Source organism: Paraburkholderia sp. J7 (genome assembly GCF_905220155.1).
Taxonomy (GTDB): domain Bacteria; phylum Pseudomonadota; class Gammaproteobacteria; order Burkholderiales; family Burkholderiaceae; genus Paraburkholderia.
Genome location: NZ_CAJMYZ010000009.1, coordinates 122,489 through 144,698, shown reverse-complemented (window position 1 = coordinate 144,698; position 22,210 = coordinate 122,489). Strand labels below are relative to the sequence as shown.

General features: G+C 63.2%; 17 protein-coding genes. 12 read left to right on the top strand and 5 right to left on the bottom strand.

What is annotated here, in order from left to right; genetic code table 11:
- Nucleotides 1-104: 104 nt before the first annotated feature.
- Nucleotides 105-2,345, top strand: coding sequence for a TonB-dependent siderophore receptor (locus U5A58_RS16645; RefSeq protein ID WP_321962256.1), 2,241 nt, complete (start codon nucleotides 105-107; stop codon nucleotides 2,343-2,345).
- Nucleotides 2,346-2,366: 21 nt separating this feature from the next.
- On the opposite strand, the gene U5A58_RS16640 is transcribed toward U5A58_RS16645, so the two are convergent.
- On the bottom strand, nucleotides 2,367-3,857 hold the full coding sequence (locus U5A58_RS16640) for an MFS transporter (RefSeq protein WP_321962255.1): 1,491 nt from the start codon (nucleotides 3,855-3,857) through the stop codon (nucleotides 2,367-2,369).
- Between the two features lie 158 nt (nucleotides 3,858-4,015).
- Here U5A58_RS16640 and U5A58_RS16635 point away from each other — a divergent pair, with 158 nt between their 5' ends.
- Complete coding sequence (locus U5A58_RS16635) at nucleotides 4,016-4,894, top strand: LysR family transcriptional regulator (protein ID WP_321962254.1); 879 nt, start codon at nucleotides 4,016-4,018, stop codon at nucleotides 4,892-4,894.
- 30 nt (nucleotides 4,895-4,924) lie between these two features.
- Here the strand turns inward: U5A58_RS16635 and U5A58_RS16630 are convergent, their stop codons facing one another.
- The 3 genes from U5A58_RS16630 to U5A58_RS16620 all read right to left on the bottom strand — a co-directional run bounded on the left by U5A58_RS16630 (nucleotide 4,925) and on the right by U5A58_RS16620 (nucleotide 9,661).
- Nucleotides 4,925-7,051 (bottom strand): D-(-)-3-hydroxybutyrate oligomer hydrolase, encoded by a 2,127-nt coding sequence (locus U5A58_RS16630; protein ID WP_321962253.1) that lies wholly within the window; start codon nucleotides 7,049-7,051, stop codon nucleotides 4,925-4,927.
- Between the two features lie 246 nt (nucleotides 7,052-7,297).
- Nucleotides 7,298-8,392 (bottom strand): TAXI family TRAP transporter solute-binding subunit, encoded by a 1,095-nt coding sequence (locus U5A58_RS16625; RefSeq protein WP_321962252.1) that lies wholly within the window; start codon nucleotides 8,390-8,392, stop codon nucleotides 7,298-7,300.
- A 60-nt stretch (nucleotides 8,393-8,452) separates the two neighbouring features.
- Nucleotides 8,453-9,661 carry a zinc ribbon domain-containing protein gene (locus U5A58_RS16620; protein WP_321962251.1) on the bottom strand — a complete coding sequence of 403 codons (1,209 nt, stop codon included), beginning with the start codon at nucleotides 9,659-9,661 and terminating at the stop codon, nucleotides 8,453-8,455.
- A gap of 858 nt (nucleotides 9,662-10,519) precedes the next feature.
- Here U5A58_RS16620 and U5A58_RS16615 point away from each other — a divergent pair.
- From U5A58_RS16615 to U5A58_RS16575, 9 genes are all read left to right on the top strand, one after another.
- A complete protein-coding gene (locus U5A58_RS16615) occupies nucleotides 10,520-12,337 on the top strand; it encodes a S10 family serine carboxypeptidase-like protein (protein ID WP_415774234.1) in 1,818 nt (605 codons plus the stop codon).
- Between the two features lie 124 nt (nucleotides 12,338-12,461).
- On the top strand, nucleotides 12,462-12,821 hold the full coding sequence (locus U5A58_RS16610) for a 2-oxoglutarate dehydrogenase (protein ID WP_415774238.1): 360 nt from the start codon (nucleotides 12,462-12,464) through the stop codon (nucleotides 12,819-12,821).
- On the top strand, nucleotides 12,818-13,477 hold the full coding sequence (locus tag U5A58_RS16605) for a hypothetical protein (protein WP_321962249.1): 660 nt from the start codon (nucleotides 12,818-12,820) through the stop codon (nucleotides 13,475-13,477). The genes U5A58_RS16610 and U5A58_RS16605 overlap by 4 nt, the downstream gene beginning before the upstream one ends.
- A gap of 213 nt (nucleotides 13,478-13,690) precedes the next feature.
- The gene (locus tag U5A58_RS16600) at nucleotides 13,691-14,260 is read left to right on the top strand and encodes a hypothetical protein (RefSeq protein ID WP_321962248.1); all 570 of its coding nucleotides are present in this window, start codon (nucleotides 13,691-13,693) and stop codon (nucleotides 14,258-14,260) included.
- A gap of 261 nt (nucleotides 14,261-14,521) precedes the next feature.
- Complete coding sequence (locus tag U5A58_RS16595) at nucleotides 14,522-14,755, top strand: hypothetical protein (RefSeq protein ID WP_321911304.1); 234 nt, start codon at nucleotides 14,522-14,524, stop codon at nucleotides 14,753-14,755.
- A gap of 127 nt (nucleotides 14,756-14,882) precedes the next feature.
- Nucleotides 14,883-15,950, top strand: a complete 1,068-nt coding sequence (locus U5A58_RS16590; RefSeq protein WP_321962247.1) for a LacI family DNA-binding transcriptional regulator — start codon at nucleotides 14,883-14,885, stop codon at nucleotides 15,948-15,950.
- Nucleotides 15,951-16,021: 71 nt separating this feature from the next.
- A complete protein-coding gene (locus U5A58_RS16585) occupies nucleotides 16,022-16,996 on the top strand; it encodes a substrate-binding domain-containing protein (protein WP_321962246.1) in 975 nt (324 codons plus the stop codon).
- On the top strand, nucleotides 16,997-18,523 hold the full coding sequence (locus tag U5A58_RS16580; protein WP_321962245.1) for a sugar ABC transporter ATP-binding protein: 1,527 nt from the start codon (nucleotides 16,997-16,999) through the stop codon (nucleotides 18,521-18,523).
- 35 nt (nucleotides 18,524-18,558) lie between these two features.
- On the top strand, nucleotides 18,559-19,833 hold the full coding sequence (locus U5A58_RS16575) for an ABC transporter permease (RefSeq protein WP_321962244.1): 1,275 nt from the start codon (nucleotides 18,559-18,561) through the stop codon (nucleotides 19,831-19,833).
- A gap of 67 nt (nucleotides 19,834-19,900) precedes the next feature.
- Here the strand turns inward: U5A58_RS16575 and U5A58_RS16570 are convergent, their stop codons facing one another.
- Complete coding sequence (locus U5A58_RS16570; RefSeq protein ID WP_321911295.1) at nucleotides 19,901-20,194, bottom strand: BON domain-containing protein; 294 nt, start codon at nucleotides 20,192-20,194, stop codon at nucleotides 19,901-19,903.
- Nucleotides 20,195-21,019: 825 nt separating this feature from the next.
- Here U5A58_RS16570 and U5A58_RS16565 point away from each other — a divergent pair.
- On the top strand, nucleotides 21,020-22,171 hold the full coding sequence (locus U5A58_RS16565; protein ID WP_321911294.1) for a porin: 1,152 nt from the start codon (nucleotides 21,020-21,022) through the stop codon (nucleotides 22,169-22,171).
- Nucleotides 22,172-22,210: the final 39 nt, after the last annotated feature.

Genomic DNA, 22,210 nt, shown 5'->3' with positions numbered 1-22,210 from the left:
TCGTTTTGTTTAAGCAAAGGTTTACATTACAATTGATAATGATTCGCAATATCATTATCAATGCCGCCGCAGGCAGCACCTCTTCGAACAACAACGACAGCCATATGCTTGAACGGGAAAACACACCAAGGCCATTCCGGCGCACCGCCATCTCCTGGACGGTCGAACGACTGCTGATGGGATTGCTGGCCACCGCCATCGCGCCATCGGTTGCGTGCGCACAGAGTGCGCCGGCCACCCCAGCCGACGCCAGCCAGGCCGCCAATACGACGACCGACACGAAGGCAGCCGACACGAAGCAGCTAGGCAGCGTTCTGCCTGCGGTGTCCGTCAAGGCCACGGCCATGCCGGGCGAGCTGCCGGCCGCTTACGCGGGCGGGCAGGTGGCGCGGGGCGGCAGCATCGGCGTGCTCGGTACGGCGAACGTGATGGATCAGCCGTTCAGCACCACGAACTACACCGAGCAGATGATGCTGGACACGCAGGCGCGCACGCTCGCCGACGTCGTGGTGAACAACGCCTCGGTGCGCGCCGAGCAGAGCAGCGGCGGCTTTGGCGACGTGTTCCAGATTCGCGGCTTCGACGTTCAGGCAACGGACGTGGCGCTCAATGGGCTTTACGGCATGGTCTCGGCGAGCCGCATGCCGGTCAACCTCATGGAGCGCGTCGAAGTGCTTCAGGGTCCGGGCTCGCTCATGTACGGCATGGGGCCTTCGGGAAGCATTGGCGGCGCGATCAATATCGTCACCACGCGCGCCGACGACGAGCCGCTCACGCGCCTCACGGCGCTGTACCAGTCGAAGGGGCAGTTCGGCGTGCAGGCGGACGTGGGCCGCCGCTTCGGCAGCGATGGCCAGTGGGGCATCCGCGTGAACGGCCAGTACAAGGACGGGCAGACGGGCATCGCGCACGGCAACCAGAGCCAGGGCAATGGCGCCGTCGCGCTCGACTACCGCGGCGAGAAGCTGCGCTGGTCGCTCGATGCGTACAACATCTCCGAGAATACTGACGAATTCCGCCCGCAGATCGGCCTTGGCACGGCCACGGCGGTGCCGGCGGCGCCTTCGTCGTGGACCAACTTTTATCCCGGCTCGAAGCTCAGGCTGCGTGATTCGGCGGTCACCACGCGGCTCGAGTACGACGTCAACCAATACCTGACCGTGTATGGCGCGGCGGGCGAGCATTACGGCACGTCGCAGCAGAATTTCCCGTGGGCGAGCGGCATGACCGCCGCGGGCGACTTCAATGTGATGAACGGGTACTACGACGCGTACAACCGCACGCGCACCGTCGATGCGGGCGTGCGTCTGCACTTCGACACGTTCGGCGTGAAGCACACACTGGTTGCGGGCGCAACGTCGTTAAACGAGGAGCAAGGCTATTTCTATGCGCTCTCCGATTCGTCGGTGGCCTCGAATCTCTACAATCCCACGCCGCTTCCGGCCATGACGACCGCGCGCGGCGACGCCCAGCGCTCGAACCACACGCGCCTCGACAGCCAGCAGCTGATCGACACGATGTCGTTCTGGAACGACCGCCTGCTGCTGACGGGCGGCTTCCGGCGTCAGGTCATCGGCGTGGATGACTACGACACGACGACGGGCGAGCGCACGGATACGTATGTGAAGCAGGCGATTTCGCCGCTCGCGGGCATCGTCTTCAAGCCGTGGTCGAACATTTCCGTGTACGGCAACTTCACGTCGGGCCTCACGAACGGCAGCACGGCGCCGATCGGCACCGCGAACGCGGGCCAGGCGTTCGCGCCGTACAAGTCGAACCAGTACGAGGCAGGCGTAAAAGCCGACTGGGGCCGCGTGATGACCACGGTCTCGGTGTTCCAGCTTTCGCAGCCCAATGGCGTGACGAACCCGGTGACGAACGTCTATGGCTACGATGGCACAACGCGCGTGCGCGGCCTCGAACTGGCCGCGTACGGCGAGGCGTTTCGCCATCTGCGGTTGATGGCGAGCGCGACGTTCTACGACGCGAAGTTGCGCAACACCGCTGGCGGAGCGACCGACGGCAACGAGCCGGTGGGCGTGCCGAACTTCGCGTTCAACCTTGGTGCGGATTATGACTTGCCGTGGGTGCAGGGCTTGAGCGTCAACGGCCGCATCATCCACACGGGCGCGCAGTACTACGACGCCGCCAACACACTGCGCCTGCCGTCGTGGACGCGCTACGACATCGGCGCTCGATACAGCACGCGAATCGCCCAAAAGAGCGTGGTGTTCCGGGCGAACCTGGAGAACCTGTTCGGCAGCCGCTACTGGATCCAGCAGGGCTCCTACCTCACGACGTCCGCGCCGCGCACCGTGCTGCTCTCCGCGCAGATCGACTTCTGATCGAGAGGACTCCGGAGCACATTACCGTGTGACCGGACCGCTTGCCTCGGTGACATGCGTGACATGCATGCGCCGATGCAACGGTCCAAGCGCGGTAGAAAGCAGCGCGCAAGGCAGCAGAATTGCGACGAGCGAAAACATCGTCGTCCTGAACGCATGCGCGTAGTCGAGCATGCCGGGCGCCGCGCCGAGCTTCGAGAAGAACAGGCCGCCTAGCGTGGCCGCGCCAACGGCGGCGCCAATCTGCAGCGTTGCCGTGACCATGCCCGAGGCAATGCCCGCGTGCTCGGGCGCCACTTCGGCAAGCACGATGCGTACGACCGAGGGCAGAACGAGCCCCTGGCCAATGCCAATGGCCGCCAGTCCCAGATAGAACCCCATGCCGGGCGCCGCCGCGCCCGCGAGCGCCGCCGCTATGGCGAGCCCAAGCGCAAGCAGCACGAAGCCGAGCGTCAGCACGCGATATCCGCCGAACCGGTGCACGAGGCGCGGCATCAGCAACGGGCTCGAAAGAAACCCGAGGCCGAACGGCAGGATCGCGAGTCCCGATGCGAGCGGCGTCCAGTGCAGGCCGCCTTGCAGATAGATGCCATAGGTCAGGAAAAACGCGCTCATCGTATAGAAGAGGAACCCCAGCACGAGGCCGAGCGCAATGACCGGATTGCGGAAGAGCCGCACGTCGAGCAGGGGATCCCGGCCGCCCGCGAGGCTGCGCCACTCGACGCGCAGCAGCAGGCCCAGCATGGGCAGCGAACCGATGAGGCAGGCGAGCATCCACAACGGCCAGCCGGACTCGCGCCCGCGCGTGAGCGGATAAACGAGCATCAGCAGAAACAGCGAAAGCAGCACGGTGCCCGGCACGTCGATGCGCTTGCCGCGCGGCGGCCGGCTTTCCGGAATGAAGCGCCAGCTGCCGAGGAGCGCGAACACGCCGATAGGCAGGTTGACGAGAAAGATCGCGCGCCAGCCCAGACCGAACGGGTGCAGGCTGATGAGCGCGCCGCCGCCAAGCTGGCCGATCACCGCCGCCACGCCGAACACGAATGCATAGAGGCTCATCACGCGCACCTGCTCCTGTGGCGTGAAGACGCTGCGGATGGTGGCGAGCACCTGCGGCGCGAGGGTCGCCGCAAACAGGCCTTGCAGGATGCGGCTGGCCACGAGCGCCGCGCCGCTGGTGGCGAGGCCGCAGAACGTGGAGGCGACGACGAAGCCCGCCATGCCGATCATGAAGATGCGCTTGCGGCCGTACAGGTCGCCGAGCCGCCCGCCGGTGATCAGCATGACGGCGTTCGCGCACGCGTAGGCCGAGACGACCAGCTGGAGTTCGGACGCGTTCGCCCCGAGTCCGTCGCGGATCGCGGGCAGCGCCAGGTTGACGATGAAGTAGTCGAGCGGCGGCAGGATCGCGCCCACCAGCAAAACGACCAGCGCCCAGCCGTGATGGCTGTGGCCGGCTTCGGCCGCCGCGCGGGGCGCCACGGCGCAGGCCGCGTACGTATTGTCAGACATGAGTGTGCTCAGCAATAAAGGGCTGGATTGCGCTCAGGCTGCTGCGCTATGGGCGCGCCGCCTGGCTATCTAATCGACATTCTGACGACACTCGAAGAAACGGAAAAGCGGGAATAAGTGGTACCATCCATCGAGCTATTCGATGGATGTGGAATGTCATGCGCGGTTTCGAATTCGACCAGTTGAAGACGTTCGCGGCGGTGGCGAACGCGGGCAGCCTTTCGGCGGCGGTGCCGCTGCTGCATCTCTCGCAATCGACGATCAGCGAGCAGGTGCGCAAGCTCGAGGTGCGCGCGGGCGTGCCGCTGTTCGTGCGCAGCAAGCGCGGCGTCGAGCTTACGCCCGCGGGCACGCGGCTGCTCGAGCACGCGCGGCGCCTCGTGGCGCTCAACGAAGCCGCGTTCGACGAGGTGCGCGGCCAGGCGATCAAGGGCGAGCTGCGCGTTGCGATTACCGAGTACTTCCGCACCAACGAGGTGGCGGGTTTGCTCGTGCGGCTGCGCGACTGCTATCCGCAACTGAGCTTGCACGTGAGCGCGATGAAGAGCGCCGACATCGAGGTTGCCTACGCAAAGCGGCAGATCGATCTCGGCGTGGTCATGCACCTGTCGAGCGGCCCGTTCCGGCCCGCCGCCGACGACGCGGACACGCGCTGGGAGTTGATGCGCGAGCCGCTGCACTGGGTCGCGTCGCCCATGCTCGCCGAGCAGTTGCCGCAAGCGCTGCCGCTCGTGCTGCTGCCGGGCGACTGCATGATGCACCAGGTCGCGGTGCGCTCTCTCGAAGAAAACGACCTGCCGTACGTGCTCGTCCACAGCGCGTCGGGCGTGGCGGGGCTGCAGTCCATGCTCGCAGCCGGCCTCGGTGTAGGGTGCCTGTGCGCGTCCGCGATCGGCGAGGGCCTCGTGCGTCTCGGCCCGAAGCACCGGTTGCCCACTTTGCCCGACGCCGTGTTCTCGCTCATGCCGCCTCATCCCGGCGAAGGGGACACGGTGACCCAGGCGAGGGAAGTGCTGGCGCGGCAACTGCTGGTGTGATGCGAGCGCCGCGCCAACCTTCCTCGTGCCTCAATGCGGCACGTTCACGACGCCATCGTTCGCGCGAATCGCATTGCTGCCCGGGTTCTCCACGATGGCCGGCAGGTTAGCGAGTCCCAGCGGCGGTGCGGCGCCCGGAGTGCCGCCGCGCGCAATCGTGCGGATGACCTGCGACGGCGGCAGCGGCGTGCCGTTCTTCAGGTGACTCCACATCAGATTGAGCGCGGCGATGTTGTAGTAGTGGACCGGCACGAAGTGCGTATCGAAGCCCGGCACGGCGAGGAAGGCATCGAAGTGCTGCCCGTTCATCACTTCGTAGAGCGACAAGTGGCTGCGCGAGCCTTCTCGTTCGCTGTTTGCCGCGAGATACGCGCGCGAAGCATGGTTGATCGGCACGAGCGCGTCGCTGCGGCCTTGCACGATGATCGCAGGCTTGCCGTGCAGGTTCGCATTGACGCTGATCGCCTGAACGCTTTGGCGCATGCGCGGATCGCCCTTCGTCCACAACGCACGCACGCAGGCCGCGCCCGCGAAGCTCGCGTCCGGCGTGGCGAGCCGATGGTCGGCGCCGCCCGGCGGCGTGACGTTGTAGACGAGATTGACGCCATTGGTCGGCGGCACGCCGTTACCCACGCCGAAGATCGTGAGCAAGGGCGAGACGGCCGGTGCAACGCCGGCCGCGCCCGTCGCGGCGTTCGTCGTGCCGAAGTTGAAGCCGCACAGGTTGTCCAGCACGCTCGAGCGCGTGTAGGCATCGGCGTAGGTCACCGCGACGGCCGGCACGGCCTGCGAATCCCACATCGGCGCGTGCAGCAGATCGGAGTCCGCTTCGTAGCCGGCTTCGTGCAGGCGGGCGAGCGCATCGTTTGCCTGCGCCTGCGTATCGCCGCCGTGTATGTAGCCTGCCGCCGCGAGCGACGTGCAGCGCGCCTCGCGAATCGCGGTGGTGGTCGCCACGGGCAGCGCCGTGAGATAAGGCGCGCCAGCGGCGGCGTCGGCGAGTGCGGCGCACGGTTGCAGCAGGTTTGCGAGCGTCATGTAGTCGGCGAGCGGTTTGCCGGCTGCGGCAATACGCTGACCGCCTTCCCTGACTTGCGCGTCGCCGGGCATGCGCACGTTGATCTGCGGTTCCCCGACGACGACCGCCGTGATCCACTTGCCCGTGTCCTCTTCGGCTGCCGCGAGCGACGCGCCGCCGCCGTTGCTCACGGAAGCCGCGATCGTCGTGATGTCGCCGGGTGCGTAGCGCACGCCGTGATTCGATGCGTCGACGCGCGGCGCGAACTGCTGGTTGAGCACCCAGTATGCGAACTGGACGGCCTCGAGGGTGTCCTTGCCCCAGTCCGCTTCGGGATTCAATTGGGAATGCGCATGCTTGAACGCATAGCGGTTCGGAAACTTCTGGTTGTATGCGGCGAGCGCTCCCGCAGCCACGTTCGCGGTGAAAATGCTCGTGCGTCCCGCCGCTGCGGCGTCGGCCGTGCGGCCATCGATCAGCGTAACGAGGCCGCTCATCAGTTCCTCCGCGCCGTTGCCCGTGCCTTTGTCGGTATAGGCCACCGCGCAGCCGCGCTTGAGTCCCCACTCGCCGGCCGCCGAGATCGCGCCGTACACGCCGCGCGAACCCGACGACGTGGCTGTCACGATGCATGGGTTCGCCGGATCGAAACTGGTTGGCACCTGCACGAGCAGGCTGACGTTCTGGCGGCCGCTGCCGTCGTCGGCAAACGCGAGGTATTCGGTGCCGGCGATCTTGCCTTCGCCCAGCGTGTCGTTGCCGTAGAGATCGACGTTGGGCCCCCAGAAGCGGCCATAGCCGCCGTTCGCACTGATGTCGACGAGCGCGCGATAGTTCGCCCAGATCGCGAGCCTGCGCAATTCCGCTGCCGTCGGAGCCGCGGGATTCGCGATGGCCGGTTGCGCGCCGGCAAGCCCGCTTTTGCCGAGGCCGGCGGTGAGCAGATCGTCGCTGACGCCGTCGTAGGTGGTGGTTTGCAGACTGCTCGCCACGACGAACGGCGGCAGTCTGTTGAATGCTGTGTGACCGGTGTTGTTTCCGCTAGCGTGTGCGCCCGGCACAAGCGCCGCGCCTGCCAAGGCGATCGCGGCACTGAGCCGCGCCGCTTTACGCCGGATTGCGAACGGGGTATCTCTCATGGGTGGTTCCTTGTTTGTTGTTAGGGTAGGACGCACTGCATCGGGACGGCCGTTTCGACGTGCCGGCATCGCGGCACCCATCGACATTAGGACATCCTGAAAGCAGATACCAGGAGAGATTGCATGCGCGCACAAGGGGACCGGCCTCCACGCCGTACTGGCGTTGGAAGGCCGGACTGGCGCGCCGATTACGCGCTTTGGGGATCGCGTTCCCGAGCCGGATGGCCTGGCGGCTGACTCGCGGGCTTACTTGCAAAGCAGGAGCAAGCGCTCCTGATCCGAGCATGGCCGCCCGTCGGCTCTTGGCGCGGGTGTGCCGCCTTGTGCCGTGGCCGGGCCTTTTGAGGTCTGCATTGCGGCGCGATGCGCGAAGCACGCCTTCAGGCGCCGCTCGACGGGCTGATAGTATTGCCAGCCTTTGCCGAGGCTGGGCAGTTCGAGCTTCACCTGCTTCCACTTCGGATGGCCGTGCTCCTGCAGGTTGTCGAAGTTCGTGCAGAGCGAATCGGCAAAGCGCTTCAGGTTGCCGACCGTATCGCGCAGGTTGTAGTCGTAGGTGACGAGAAAGGCCTTGACTGTCCAGGTCGGCACGTCCTCCTTCAGCCAGTTCGGGTAGCTCGACACGTGAATGGTTGCCGGATAGTAGGTTTGCTTCGCGCGCGCCGTTTCCGGGGCGTTGGGATCGACGCGCAGGAAGCGGATCTGCTGCAGCAGTTCGGGGTTCATGTCGGTAAAGAGCTTGGCGGGTTGCCCGGCGACGATGATCGCCACATCGATCTTCTTGACGATGAGCGCCGCAAGCGCGTCTTCATTGCTCAGGTGCTGCGCGTTCTGTTCGGGAATGGGCTGGCCGAACATGAGGCGGTAGAGCGTCGTTGCCGACTGCGCGGTGCCGCTGCCGATCAGGCCCACGCTCATCACCTTGTCCTTGATCTCGTTGATGTTCTTCATCGGCGAGTCGTTACGCACGACGAAGTAAATCTCCTCGTCATAGAGCGGCATGATGAGGCGCAGCGGCCGTATCAGTGTGCCGGCCTCTTCGTTGCCGGAGTTGGCCATATCGACGTAGGCCTGATAGACGTCGGACTGCACGAGTGCGAGCTTCACACCGGGCTCGAAACGCATGCGCTGCACGTTTTCCGCCGAGCCTTTCGATGGAATCACCTCGAGGTCGATGCCGGCCGGCGGCGCCACCCATTTCGACAGATCCTGGCCGATCTGAATGTACGTGCCGCGCTCGGGGCCGGTCACGATCTTGTAGTTCGCGTCTGCGGCGACGGCGAGCGCCGAGAAAAGCAGGGCGATCAGCGTCGCCACTCCCGCTAGAGTCGTTTTCAACATGGTCTCTCTCCCGCCCTGTTTGAGATGTACGGCTGACTTCGATATGTTCTGTATTCCTTCTCAATGCGAAGCACCTGGCGGCGCGGTGCGCGTCCAGCCGTTTTGCACGATTGCGCGCTCCCGTGCTTCGACGCTGTTGTCGTTGCTGGCGGGACTGGAGGCTGTCGCCGCGTTCGTCGTGTTTGTCGTCGTGCTTGTCGCATTGGTCGCGGTTGTTGCATTCGTTGCGTTCGTTGCAGCGGGCAGTGGCGGCGGCGAAGCGCTCGTGTTCCAATCCTGCGACGACGGCAGCCGCACGGTGTTCGCGGCGTGCGGCATGGGTGCCGCCGTGTTCGCTTGCGCGGCGCCATTGGATGAGTTCAGCGGTTTCCAGGCGGTCGATACGATGGCGCGCTGCATCAGCGCTTGCGCGGCCTGACTGCTCGAGTCGATCGCCAGCGCCTCTGAAGCCTGTTGTTGCACGCAGGCCCAGGCACCCTGCGCGGCGCAGCGGTCGGCGTTTTGCAACGCGCTGTCGCGCCGTTGCTCGCGCGCCGAGATCTCGCTCTGTAGCGCGTGCGCCTCCTCGTTGTCCGTGTCGCGTGCGAGCACGGCGTTGGCCGCGGCCCTCGCGTCGAACAGGTTGTTCTGCGCAAGGCTGTTACGCGCGACGCGCAGGCCGTCGGCCACATCCGCGAATTGCGTCGCGGCGTGTGCATCCGGCGGGGGCGATTGAGGCGCGGCGTGGGTCCCCGTTCCCGCAGCAGCGGGCGTTTCGTCCGACTGTTGCCGAGGCGCATTGGTCGAAACCGAGCCGCCCGAAGAATGCAGCGTCTCTTCGCTGGCCGTGCTCTCCCGCTGGTGGCTCGTACCGAGCAGCAAATACGTGCCGTACGCGAACACAAGAATCAATGCGACGACGAACAGGCCCCTGGGAAAGATCCACTGCCTCATCTGTGAAAACCGCACGCTGTGTGCAAGTTGTATGGCGTGCTGCGCGGCATGCTGCATGCCGCTCTGCGCGGCGTGCGGGTAGTCTGGGTTCAGCGATGGCACATCGGTCGCGGGCATGCCCGCCGGCGCCATTTTCGCGGCCGCGGGGGCAGGGGGCGTCGCCGCCGTCGCTCCGAGCGGTGTCAGCGTGGCTTTCGGATGGGTGCCGAGTGAAACTTTGTCGAGCGGGAGATCCGTGCCGCAGTAAGGGCAGAATTCGAAGTTCTCGTACAGCAGCCCGCCGCAGCGCTTGCACGCCGAGGGGAAGTTATGGTCGCGACCAATCTGAGCGGACATGATGTCGTCCCACCGTTATGGCGATGCCATTTCGGCATGCTCAGAATCGTCGTTGAAGCGAAGCACGACGCCCCGCGGAACTCACGATCTGCATGCACAGGAAAGCGGCGTGGCCGGACCGAGCACAGCCGCGTGAGGAAAATATGGTTGATTTCCCACAGCGCGTCAATCTCCGTTGTTACCTGGCGCACATATGCGTCTTGACTTTATTCTGGTGAAGATTGAGTTGCGGAATTTTTTACCGTCTATGCGTGTTTCGCGTACCAGCGGCTTTTATTTATCAAAATAGCTAAACGACCGAACGTGCTTCTTTAGCATCCCGCATCGATCGGGAAGTATGTCCCCAATTGGGGACACGCTCGCCTTCGATCTCAACCCACGGATTGCAATCATTTCGATACCCCCTCGTGGGCATTGTCGAGCCTGCCATTCGACGCTTGCTCAAGGTCGCGTTGCAATGAAATCTCGCAGTGCCGACACGTCTGCAGGTGGCCGTTTCCTGCTTGATGGAATTGCTGCGTGCGCAACGAATCAGCACGCATAGGTTCCAAAACTATCCCTTGACAAAGTGCTGTGGCGACTCCTATTTTTCCTCTGCCACCCTCCATTACCAAATATTTCCAGCGAAATCACGTCAGCGAAACTCAATGCTTTCGCTCGATGCGCTATGGATTATTTAGTTATCCAGAATAAATAGATAACGCCTGAAATGAATCGACTTTGTCAGGAATGGAAAGTGAAATGTCAGCCGCCGTATGCCGGCAATTGCATTTGAATTTCGATGCCTTTTTCAAGGCCTCATTTCCGGCGAGTGCGGCCCCCGCGTAGTGTGACGTCATCATTCGAAGGGGTATAACAATGCATCCGGAGAGTACATCCAGCGTGGGTTGTAGCCGTAGTCGGAACCCGTTGCGCCATACAGCCGCAATCGCGATTGGCGTGCTGATGCTTGCGGGTTGCGGCGGTGGCGACGGCAGTCCGTCTTCGTCTGCGGCAACTGCGATGAACCAGGTTGCGGCAAGCGCGAAGGCCGCTGCGCAAACGCCAAACTCATCAAACCAGCCTTACACGGACCCGATTGCCTATTCGCCGAACGCCACCGATGGTCTTGCCGCGTCGCAGGTCGCAGAAAAGGCCGCGATCATGCATTACCAGTGGACCTCCGGCAAAACGACCATCAACTACACGACGACAACCGGCCATTTGACCGCTTCCGATTCAAGCGGCAATCCGGAAGCGACGATGTCGTATGTCGCCTATACCGCGCCGAGCACGAACGGTTCGCCGCGGCCGGTCACGTTCATCTATAACGGCGGCCCGGGTTCGTCGTCGATCTGGCTGCGTCTCGGCTCGTTTGCGCCAACGCGTGTCGCCACTCCCGATCCGCTGCTCACCAACTGGCCGAACTTTCCGCTCGTCAACAATGCAGAGAGCCTGATCGACACCACGGACATGGTGTTCATCGACCCGCCGGGCACGGGGCTTTCTGAGGCCATCCTGCCGAACACGAACCAGAAGTTCTGGGGCTGCGATTCAGACGTGGACGTGATGCGCGATTTCATCAAGCGCTATCTGGCCGTGAACAATCGCGGCAGCTCGCCGATTTATCTGTACGGCGAATCGTATGGCACGCCGCGCACCGACATGCTTGCGCTCGCGCTCGAAGCGGCGGGTGTGCAACTGACCGGCATCGTGCTGCAGTCGTCTATCCTCAACTACTTTGCCGATGCGATCGAGGCGACGGCGATCACGGAATCAACCGCAGGCTTGCAGCTCGACACCGATACGCTCGCGGGCTATTACCCGGGCTATGCCGAGGTGGCCGCCTACTTCAATCTGGTTTCGCCGCCGATGATCGATCAAGGGCTCTTTGCGCTGCAGTCGGAGATCTTCGCCACAGGCCAGTACCAACATTTCCGGAAATACGCGCAATCGTGGGTGCTGAGTCAACTCGGCATTCCCGACGCGCTAGGCAAGCCGGTCTTTCCACCCGAGAAAACGCTGGATTCGTGGCGCTGGCCTTCGAGTCTCACCTTGCAGGCGCTTAACGGCTACTTCAACGTGAATCCCTTCAGTAACGAACTGATCCCGGGCACCACGATCGGGCGTTACGACGGGCGCGTGTCGTTGCCCAATTCGGACCCGCGCCTGCAGAGCGACGGCGACCCATCGGACATCCTCATCTCGCAGCCGTTCACGACGGCGCTGGCCACGCAGATGCCGGATTATCTCGGCTACAAGGCGCCGCGTGCGACATATATGCCGCTGAACGACAATATCATCGAGGTCTGGGACTTCTCGCACGACGGCCAGCCACTGCCCGATACGCTGCCCGACCTGCTCGGCGCAATCCAGCTCAATCCGAAACTCAAGGTGCTGGCGGAGAACGGCTATCACGATCTCGCCACGCCGTTCTTCAACACGGAGAAGCAGCTCGCGCGCCTGCAAACGGTGGCCGGTTTGAACCCGAATCTGCAGGTGAACTTCTTCCAGGGCGGTCATATGATTTATCTGGACGACGTTGCGCGCCCGAAAATGAAGGCCGACCTCGTGAGCTACTATGGTGGTCAACCCATACCATTGGCGCTTTCGCTCTGGACGCTTCCGCAGCCGTGGCCCGACGAGAGTCCGGCGGGCACGCCGACTTCAACGGCAGTCGCGGCAGCGGGTCAATAACGTTACAGGCCGGGGCTTGCGTCGCGCATCGATATTCGTGATTCGATTGCGGGCCCCGCTCCTTACTCATTGAAGGCGAGCGATCATGTCTATATTCAACAAGCTGTGGTGCATTACGCCGCTCATGGCGTGCGCGGTTGGCGCGGTCACACTGGCCAACGCTCAGGCCGCAACGCAGGCCGTGGCGCCCGTTGAACTCCCGAAGGGCGGCCACGGTGTGGATGGCCCATTTTTCCCGTCGAACCGGCCAGTGCCGCTCACGCCCTCCACGGGTACGCAATTGCAGCAGCAGGCGCAACAGCGCGTGGCGGCGCGACTGGGCGCGAATTCCGCGTTGAGCAACGGTGCATCGATCACGAAAGCTCAGGCGCAAAGCAGTGGGCTCGGGTATATCGCGCAGCATTTCGATCAGATCGATACGGCGCATACGGGCCGTGTGTCGATGAGCGACGTGCAGCAATATCTGCAGAAGCAGGGCCAATGAGGTCATATGCGCGTCGCGCCGCGGCGATCGGCGTCGTGTGCGTGCTGGCGGCGGGGCCGCTCGCCCCGTCCAGTTTCGCGCTCGACACCGCTGCCGTTGCGCTGCCGCAAGATGCGCCCCACTACAAAGTGGGGGACAACTGGACCTTCGAGCGGTCCGACGCATTGTCCGGCAAGAGTCGAACCTTTACGCAAACCGTGACGTCCGTCCACGCGGACGGCAGCGCATCGCTGCTGATCGGCCCCGGCGGGGGACGTCTGGAACTCACCTCCGAAGCCAACGTCGTTCCCAATGGCGCCGACACGCGTGCTTGCGGGATCGTCCTGCATTTTCCGCTGCGGGTCGGCGAGCGCTACGAGGCGGACTGCACGGCCACTGCCCCTTCAGGCATGAGGGTGCAGCGCCGGGCCCAATGTGAAGTGGACGGTGTGGAGACGGTCAAGACGAAGGCGGGCACTTTCTCCGCAGTGAAGATCACGATGAGCGGTGTCTGGCAGCCGCAGTATGGTCCGGGCGGCGGCCCGATGGAGGAAACGCTCTGGTATGCCCCGAGCGTCAAGCGCGTGGTGCGTGAAGCGTTTCAAGGCCGTTTGGCCGGCAGGGGCGCGCCCGCGACGAACGAGATCGAACTGGTGCAATACGCGGTGAAGCCCTAATACCTTTGCACCGTTCTCCTGGCATTTGTCCGCGCACGAAATCTCCCTCTGGCTCGATCTCTCCATCAAATGATGGAGGCGCGAGCGTGCACGGTTCCATAGGCTTAGGAAGCGCAGCGCGCACCGGCACTTGCCGGGGCCTTTGCTAACGAGTGGGTTGGCCCGCTGCGCGTTATGGAGCCCGGCGCCTGACACGGTGACAAGGAGATGACCATGAAGATCAAGCATTCACGAATCATGCCGGTAGCAGCCTTCGCACTTCTCTCGCTCAGCAGCGTCGCACAGGCCGGAGGCCTATGCTCGCGCGCAACGCTAAGTGGACCTTATGGATTTCACGGTCACGGCGAAATTCTCGGCTTGCTGGACGGCAATGACAAGCTGCACCCATTTGCCTCACCGTCGACGCTCGATGACGTCGCCATCGTGACGTTCGACGGTTCAGGTAAATTCACGCGCACCGACTTCGGCATGATCAATGGGCTGCCCAAAGGCGGGCAGACTACGTTCAATCCGTACCAGAGCGGCACCTACACGGTGAATTCCGATTGCACAGGCACGATGAAAGTGGTTTATGGCAGTGGCGGCCCGGTACCGGCAGGCGTGGAAACCGACCTGCAAATCGTGATTTCCGCCGACGGCACGCTCATCGAATCCGTTGTCAATAAAGCGTACTCGCCGTCGTCCGGTCCCGCCGCCGACGGCACGACGTGTCCGCCGAATTGCGATCAAGGCGTGCAAGAACAATTCGAGGGGAAGAAAGTTCTCGTTTACGGATTCCGCTAAGTGCATCACACGTTTTCGAAAAGGCCACGTTGCACGTATTGGCGTTGTGCAACGTGTGCCTTCCAAAATCGCGATTATTCGGTTTTCCCAATCCTGTATAGATGGCGAATTTCAGACGTGGAATTGCGTGCTGAATAAGCGCCAAAGTGTTCGCGCCGAATTAGCTCTGCATTTCCGGCGCATGCACATCTGCGCACGGCCGCGGTGGGGCCGATGGTACGCTTGGGCTTCTCAGTGTCACGTGGCAGGAGATTGCCGATCATGAAGCGTTTGTGCTGCGCAGCGTTCATCGCGTTCCTGCTTGCCGGTTGTGCTTCATCGCCGCCGCCCGCTGCCGACACGGACACCTACATGCTGCACACGCCCGATTCCGCGAAGCCCGGCGCGCCCGGCTCGAAGCCGCCGAGGCTCACCGTGGGCGTAAGCGACCCCGACACGCAACTGATTCTTCCGTGGTTCCTCAACGACATCATCAACTTCGTGAACTACCGCTAGTTTTTGCTCTTTCTTCCGCGCCCCGGTAAACCCTCCCTTGAAGCCTGAAAATCCATTTCCTACTCTATGAAACGTTTCAGTTCAGACGGATAGCAACAGGCGGACCACTTCGGGCGGACAGACCAGCATGGACGACCGCAAGAAAAGTGCCAGTACACTCAAGGACGTTGCGACCGCGGCGGGTGTCTCGCTGGGCACGGCATCGAAGGTGCTTGCCGGGGCCGCGAATGTGAGCGAAGCGCGGCAGCGGCAGGTCTGGGAAGCGGCCCGCAAGCTCGGCTACCGCCGCAACAGCCTGGCCGCCGAATTGCGCAGTTGCCGCTCTACGTCTATTGGGTTTGTCGTGCCCGACCTGACCAATTCGTTCTTCATCGAGCTGGTCTGCGCACTCGAAGATCACGCACTCGAATCCGGTTACCGGTTGATCCTCGCGCACGCCCAGGAGGACCCGGAACGCGAGGCGGAGCGCATTCGCTTCGTTCTGTCGCGCCAGGTGGCGGGCATGATCATCATTCCGTGCCACGGTTACGAGCACGCGATCAGCGAACTGCGCGAATGCGACGTGCCGCTCGTGATGGCCGATCGCGTGGACAACAGCTTTCCCGCCAATACCGTTACGACCGACAGCCATCGCGCGGCCATGGACGGCACAGGGCATCTCATCGCGCTCGGTCACCGCCGCATTACGTTCATCGTCAATGCGCTCGACCTCGTGAACAGCCGCGAGCGCGCCCAGGGCTATCAGGACGCGATGCAGCGCGCCGGGCTTGCACAATACGCCAACGTCGTGGTGTGCGGCATGAGCGATACCGAAAGCCATGCGACGACGCTCGGCGTGATCGCCGCGCGCGCGCGTCCCACAGCGCTTTTCACTGGCGCCAACGTCGCGACGCTCGGCGCGCTGCGGGCGATACGCGACGCGGGGTTGCGCGTGCCCGACGACATCTCGCTGCTTTCTTTCGACGACGCGCCGTGGATGTCGGTGCTGCGTCCTGGCATCAGTTCCATTCGCCAACCCGCCGAGGCGATCGCCCGCGGCATCTGGCACCTCCTGCACAAACAGCTGCAGGGCGAGAACCCGGAGATCGTGCACTTGCGCATGCGCGCCGACCTGCGCGTGCGCGAGAGCACGGGCCCGATGCGGTATGACGAATGGGGCGAAGCGGCGAGCGTGTCCGCCGCGCCGCCGCTATAACGTTTTATTTTCGTAGCACCCGAGGCAGGCCGTACGCGCCGCCCGGTTCAGACAACAAAGGAGACAGGGCAATGGACAGTCAACGACGCATTCTGATTGCGGGTCTGGTCGCCGTACCGCTTGCCGGTGCAGCGGGTCTTCTCGGGACGCTCAGCGCTCCCGCGTTCGGGCAGCAGAAGAAGTATCGCTTCGGCTTCTCGCAGGTGACCACGGTCGAGCCCTGGCGTGTGCAGTTCAACAAGGACATGAAAGCCGAGGCCGCGAAGCATCCACAGGTCGATTTGATCATTGCGGATGCAGGCGATCGCACCGACAAGCAGAATGCCGACATGGAGAATTTCATCGCCCAGAAGATGGATGCGATCTTCATTTCGCCCAAGGAGTCGGCGGGGCTGACCGGCGTGGTGGAAAAAGCCTATAAAGCAGGCATTCCCGTGTTTGTGCTCGATCGCGAGGTGAACGGCGAATCCTTTACGCAGTTCATTGGCGGCGACAACGTGCAGATCGGCCGCGAAGCCGGCGCATTCATCGTCAAGCTGATGGGCGGGCCGGGACACGCACAGGGCAATCTCGTGGAAGTGTGGGGCGGCTTCGGCGCGCAACCCGCGCACGATCGCCACGACGGCGCGGTGAGCGTGACCGGCAAAGAGCCCGGCATCAAGCTCGTGGGCGAGCGCGTGGACTGCGACTGGAAGCAGGACAAGGCCTACGAGTACATGAAGACGGTGTTGCGCGTAAATCCGAAGATCGATGTTGTCTACGGGCACAACGACCCCATGGCCTACGGTGCCTATCTTGCGGCCAAGGATGCCGGGCGCGACAAGAGCATCAAGTTCGTGGGCATCGACGGCTTGCCGCAGGAGGGCGCCACCTGGGTGGCGCAAGGGCTGCTTGCCGGCACGTTCATGTACCCCACGCCCGGCGCCGAAGGTATACGCCAGGCGCTCAAGCTGCTTGGTGGCGAAAAGATCCCGAAGAAGGTCACCTTGCCGACGCAGGGCATTTTTGCCGACAACGCGAAGGCGTATATTGCTAGCCACTCCTGAATGAATGCCACTGCCACTGCCAACGCTGCGCTGATCGAAGCGATAGGCCTTTCGATATCGTTCAACGGCAGCGCTGTGTTGTCGAGCGTCGACTTCGATGTCGTGGCGGGCGAGGTGCATGCGCTCGTCGGCGAGAACGGCGCGGGCAAGTCGAGCCTCATGAAGATGCTGGGCGGGCTCTATACGCCGGACAGCGGAACCATACGCGTGCAAGGCGTGCCCACACGCCTTGCGAGCGTGAACGACGCGATCGATGCCGGAATCGCGATCATTCATCAGGAGCTGAATCTCGTCGATACGCTTTCGGCTGTCGACAATATTTTTCTTGGCAAGGAACCGCGCACGCGCTGGGGCTTTCCGGACCGGCGCGCCATGCGCACGGCTGCGCGCGACGTACTGGGTCAACTGGGCTTTCGCGCGAGCCCCGACACGCTGGTCGGCGCGCTGCGGGTGGGCGAGAAGCAACTGGTGGAAATCGCCAAGTCGCTTCTGGCCGAAGCGCGGGTGCTGATCATGGACGAGCCGACCTCGGCGCTCTCCGACGCGGAGACACACGCGCTCCTCACACTCACGCGGCAACTGCGCGAGCGCGGTATGGGCATCGTGCTGATCAGCCACCGGCTGGGCGAAGTCTTCGCCGTGGCCGACCGCGTGACCGTGCTGCGCGACGGCCGGCGCATCTCGACGCTGCCGGTCGCGCAGGTGGAGTCCTCGACGGCGCTCGTCTCGATGATGATCGGCAAGGACTTCGCGCCGCCCGAGCGCGGCGCGGACGAGGCGCCGCGCGCTCGCGCCACGAGTGTGGAGGTGCGCGATCTTTCGCTGTGGGGGCCCGCGCGCGCGATGGTGCGCGATGTTTCGTTTTCGGTGCGCGAGGGCGAAGTGTTCGGCCTCTCGGGTTTGCTCGGCGCGGGCAAGACCGAAGTGCTCGAAGCCATCTACGGGATCTCGGCCTACCGGCAGGAGGGCGCCATTGCCATCGCGGGGCGGCGCCAGTCATTCAGGTCTCCAGACGAAGCTGCACAATCGGGTCTTGCGTTCGTGACCGAAGACCGCAAGAAGGATGGACTCGTGCTCGACCAGTCGCTCGAAGCAAATTTCGTGCTGCCGTCGTTGCCGCGTGTGCCCGGCTTTCCGTTCTACAGGCGGCGCAGGTTGTGCAACTGGGCCGCCGAACAGGCGCGCGCCTCGCGGGTCAAGCATCGCAGCCTTGCGCAGAGCGCCAATAGCCTTTCGGGCGGCAATCAGCAAAAGCTCATCATCGGCAAATGGCTGATGACGAAGCCGCGCATCCTGCTGCTCGACGAGCCGACGCGCGGCGTGGACGTCGCCGCCAAAGCGGAGATTTACCGGCAGATACTCGACGCGGCGCGCTCGGGCGTGACGGTGCTAATCGCGAGTTCGGAGATCGACGAATTGACCTTGCTGTGCGACCGCATTCTCGTGCTGTGCGAAGGGCGTGCCAAACAGATCGTGCCGCGCAGCGATTTTTCCGGCGACCTGCTGATCGATCTCGCTTCGCCCTGAATTGCGCCTGAATTGCTCCTGACTGGAGGCTGACCATGCAGCACGTGCAGGACCATGTCGCCGAGCCGGATGCGCCAACGCGCAGGCGTCAACTGAGCACACTCATGACGCACCTGAAGTACTACCTGGGGCTGATTTTGCTGCTCGTGGTGGGCGCATTCACCTCGCCTCACTCGACCGATGGCAGCAACATCTTTCTTTCCAGCGCAAATATCTCCGATGTGTTTCGCGAGGTCGCGAACGTCGGCGTGATGTCGATCGGCATGACGCTCGTGATCATCACTGCGGGCATCGACCTTTCCGTCGGGGCGATCATGGGCCTCGGCAGCGTGCTGACCGCGATGCTCCTTACCACGGAAGGTTGGAGCCGCGCGACTTACGCGTCGCTCGTGCTCAACGCCATTGCCGTGTTTTCGATCGTATGGATCGTGCTGGGTGCATGGCGCAGGCGGCAACGCGTAGCAGGCGCGCATACCGGAGCCGCACGCGCGGTGCGCGGCGGCGTTGCGCTGCTGTGCGCGGCGCTGGCGTGCCTGTATATCGCGTTGCACGCGGCGCACCGCATGCCGCTTGCAGGCGTGCTCTGGATCGTGCCGCTTGCGGGCTTCACGGTGGGCAGCATCAACGGATGGATCATCACGCGCGGGCGCATGCAGCCGTTCATCGTCACGCTGGCGGCCATGGTCGGCGTACTTGGGGCCGCGCGGCTGATCGCCGGACAGGACACTGCCGTTTATTCGATTTACAGCGGAACGAATGCCACGGCGGATATCGAGAACCTGCGAGCGCTGCTGTTTAATCTGATTCCGGTACCCGCGCTTTTCTTTCTCGTGATCGCGTTGGTTTTCGGTTTCGTGATGAATCGCACCGTGTTCGGAAAATATCTGTACGCAATCGGCGGAAACGAAAAATGCGCCGTGGTTTCAGGGCTCGATGTCAAGCGCTACAAGATGATGGCCTACGCCATTTCCGGCCTGCTCTCGGCGCTGGTTGGCGTGCTCTATGCGGCGCAGTACCGCCAGGGGAAGGCCGATGCCGGGACCGGCTGGGAACTCGATGCGATTGCGGCCGTGGTGATTGGCGGGACGAGTCTTTCCGGCGGCGTTGGACGCATATCGGGCACGGTGGCCGGCGTGCTCATATTCGGCTTTCTTGGCAATATTCTGTTGCTCAACGATATCGACAGCAATACCCAGCTGGTCCTCAAAGGCCTGATCATCGTGATTGCCGTGTTTCTGCAGCAGACCGACTGTGGGCGCGGCGGCTGGTTAAAGCGGATCAAACGCGGTGTTACGCGGCACGATCAATAAATAAAACGCCGTGCGCGGACGATACGGGTCGCGTCCGCGCGCGGCGTTCCATTCACTCTCACCGGCTTCAGCGTCCGCGAGCAAGCCAACTGTCCACCGATTGCACACCGGGCACGGCCGCCGCAGTGCGTTCGGCCAGCGCGACCTGTTCGTGTTCCGGCACGAATCCGAGCAGCGTGACCGTATTGCCCCTGGCAAAAACAAATACATGAGAATTGCTCACGCCGTTGCGCGCGAGACTGACCCGGACGTCGTGTGCGAGTTGCGGGTTGCTTGCTCCGGAATCGGTTTGAGCCTGAACGGCCGGCACGATGGCGCTGGAAATCAGTAATGCGAGCGTGGAAGTGATGATGGCTTTCACGATACCTCCTTGCAGTGTGGCAGAAGTGCCGGTCAATTCCGGCAGCAAGCCTTCCGGCCCGCTTCAACGCAGGGCCGCGGAAGTCAGAGGGCAAGCCGCCTCGCGCAGCACGGTGGAAGCCGCAACGGCGCGTCGAGGGCTTTGCCCGGCGAAAGTGACGCTGGTGCGTGCTGGTGCATTGCGTTCGGACGGGACGTCGCGCGCGCGACGTGGCGGGGAACAGCGGGAGTCGAGGCGCGGGGTGTTGCGTGGCGCGATCATGTGAAACCGGAAAGCCCGCGGGATTCATGCATCGTCCCGCGCTGAGCGTGCTTACCGGCAAATCTCAACTCATTGCCCGGCAGGGTATACCTTGATCATAGTCGCTATCGCCCACGCGTGCTGGTGACAGCGCTGTCAACCCCCAACCGGAAAGCTGAAGATGCAACGGGCAAGAATTTTCGTTTCGTCGTTGCAACTTCACAACATCGAAGCGCGGCGTTTGAAAGCGCTGTCAAGCGCAATTTGGCCGCTGTAGCACGGGTGTTCGGAACATTTCCCACGCCGCGCATATTTTCCCTCACGACCACAAACGGATTTGGGAGGCTTGTGACCATAACAGAATGGTCATAAAGCAGGGGCCTACTCCGGGACCTGGCGGCGTGCAACTGTTATCGGTAACAGCGTTTTCCCTAACCTGCCGGTTCGATACACGGAGCAGGGGCGTCCCTATAATCGCCTCGAAATGTGATTCGGGACATTTCAGTGAGGCAGCCTGGTAGGTAACGTGTAGAGCGCACGCGACCTGCGCGGTTTGGAGACGCCAAAATATATATAGGATACCTAATGAAAAAGAAGCTTATTGCTTTGTCGGTGATGGCAGCTGCAACGACGATGGCGCACGCGCAGAGCAGCGTCACCCTGTATGGTCGTATCGACAACGGCGTGCAGTATGAGACCGGCCTGCCGGGCGGTAACAAGTTCTCGGCGCAGAGCGGCGACTGGGGTTGCTCCTGGTTCGGCCTGCTCGGTTCGGAAGATCTCGGCGGCGGCACGAAGACGGTCTTCCAGCTGGAAGGCCAGCTCAATACGATGACGGGCGCTTCGGCGGGCAACCTGTTCGGCCGTCATGCCACGGTGGGCTTGACCAACGACCGCTTCGGTCTGTTCAAGATCGGTAACCTCGGCGCCGGTGAACTCTCGCAGGACAGCTGGGGCGCTGACCCGCAGCTGATGCAGCGTTACGCCATCTCGACGCTGGTGCGCGGCCGTAACTGGGCGAGCACGAGCAACGGCGCGGAATATGACTCGCCTACGCTGTTCGGCGGCCTCGTGTTCAAGGGCCAGTATTCGCTGACCAACAACACGAGCTGGAACTCGGCGCCTGTCAACGCGCAAGGTGTGCCGACCGGCCAGGGCCGTACGAACGCGGTTGAAGGTATCTACACGTGGGGCAGCGGCGACTTCCGCGTGATCTATGACGAAGTCCGCGGTGCAAACGGCTCGTTCAACAACGTGTATTCGGCTTCGCGCTCGATTCTCGTTGGTGGCACGTACGTGCTCGGTCCTGTCAAGCTGTATGCAGGCTACCAGCACTTGAGCGCACCGGACGCCACCGACGCAAGCATGGGCGTGACCGGCACGCAGCCGGCTGGCGTGAGCGCACCGACGGCGGTGAATCACGAGTGGATCGGCGCTGGCTGGCAGGTGAACGACGCTTCGGCGATCACGGCTGCCGTGTTCCACGCGAACGCGAACAACGGCAACGGCAACGCCACGCTGTTCACGCTCGGCACGACGTACAACCTGTCGAAGCGCACGTTCCTGTACGCGGAAGCTGGCTACGTGCACAACAGCTCGACGTCGAACATCAACCTCGGCAACGGTCCGTACGGCAACAACAACTTCGACGCGGCGACGGGCACGTCGTCGAACGACAACCCGAACTATGGCCACAGCCAGACCGGTGTGTTCGCGGGCATCATGCACATGTTCTGATTTGAGTTTGTTTGACCTGTAGTTGTTGTGATCTCTTTG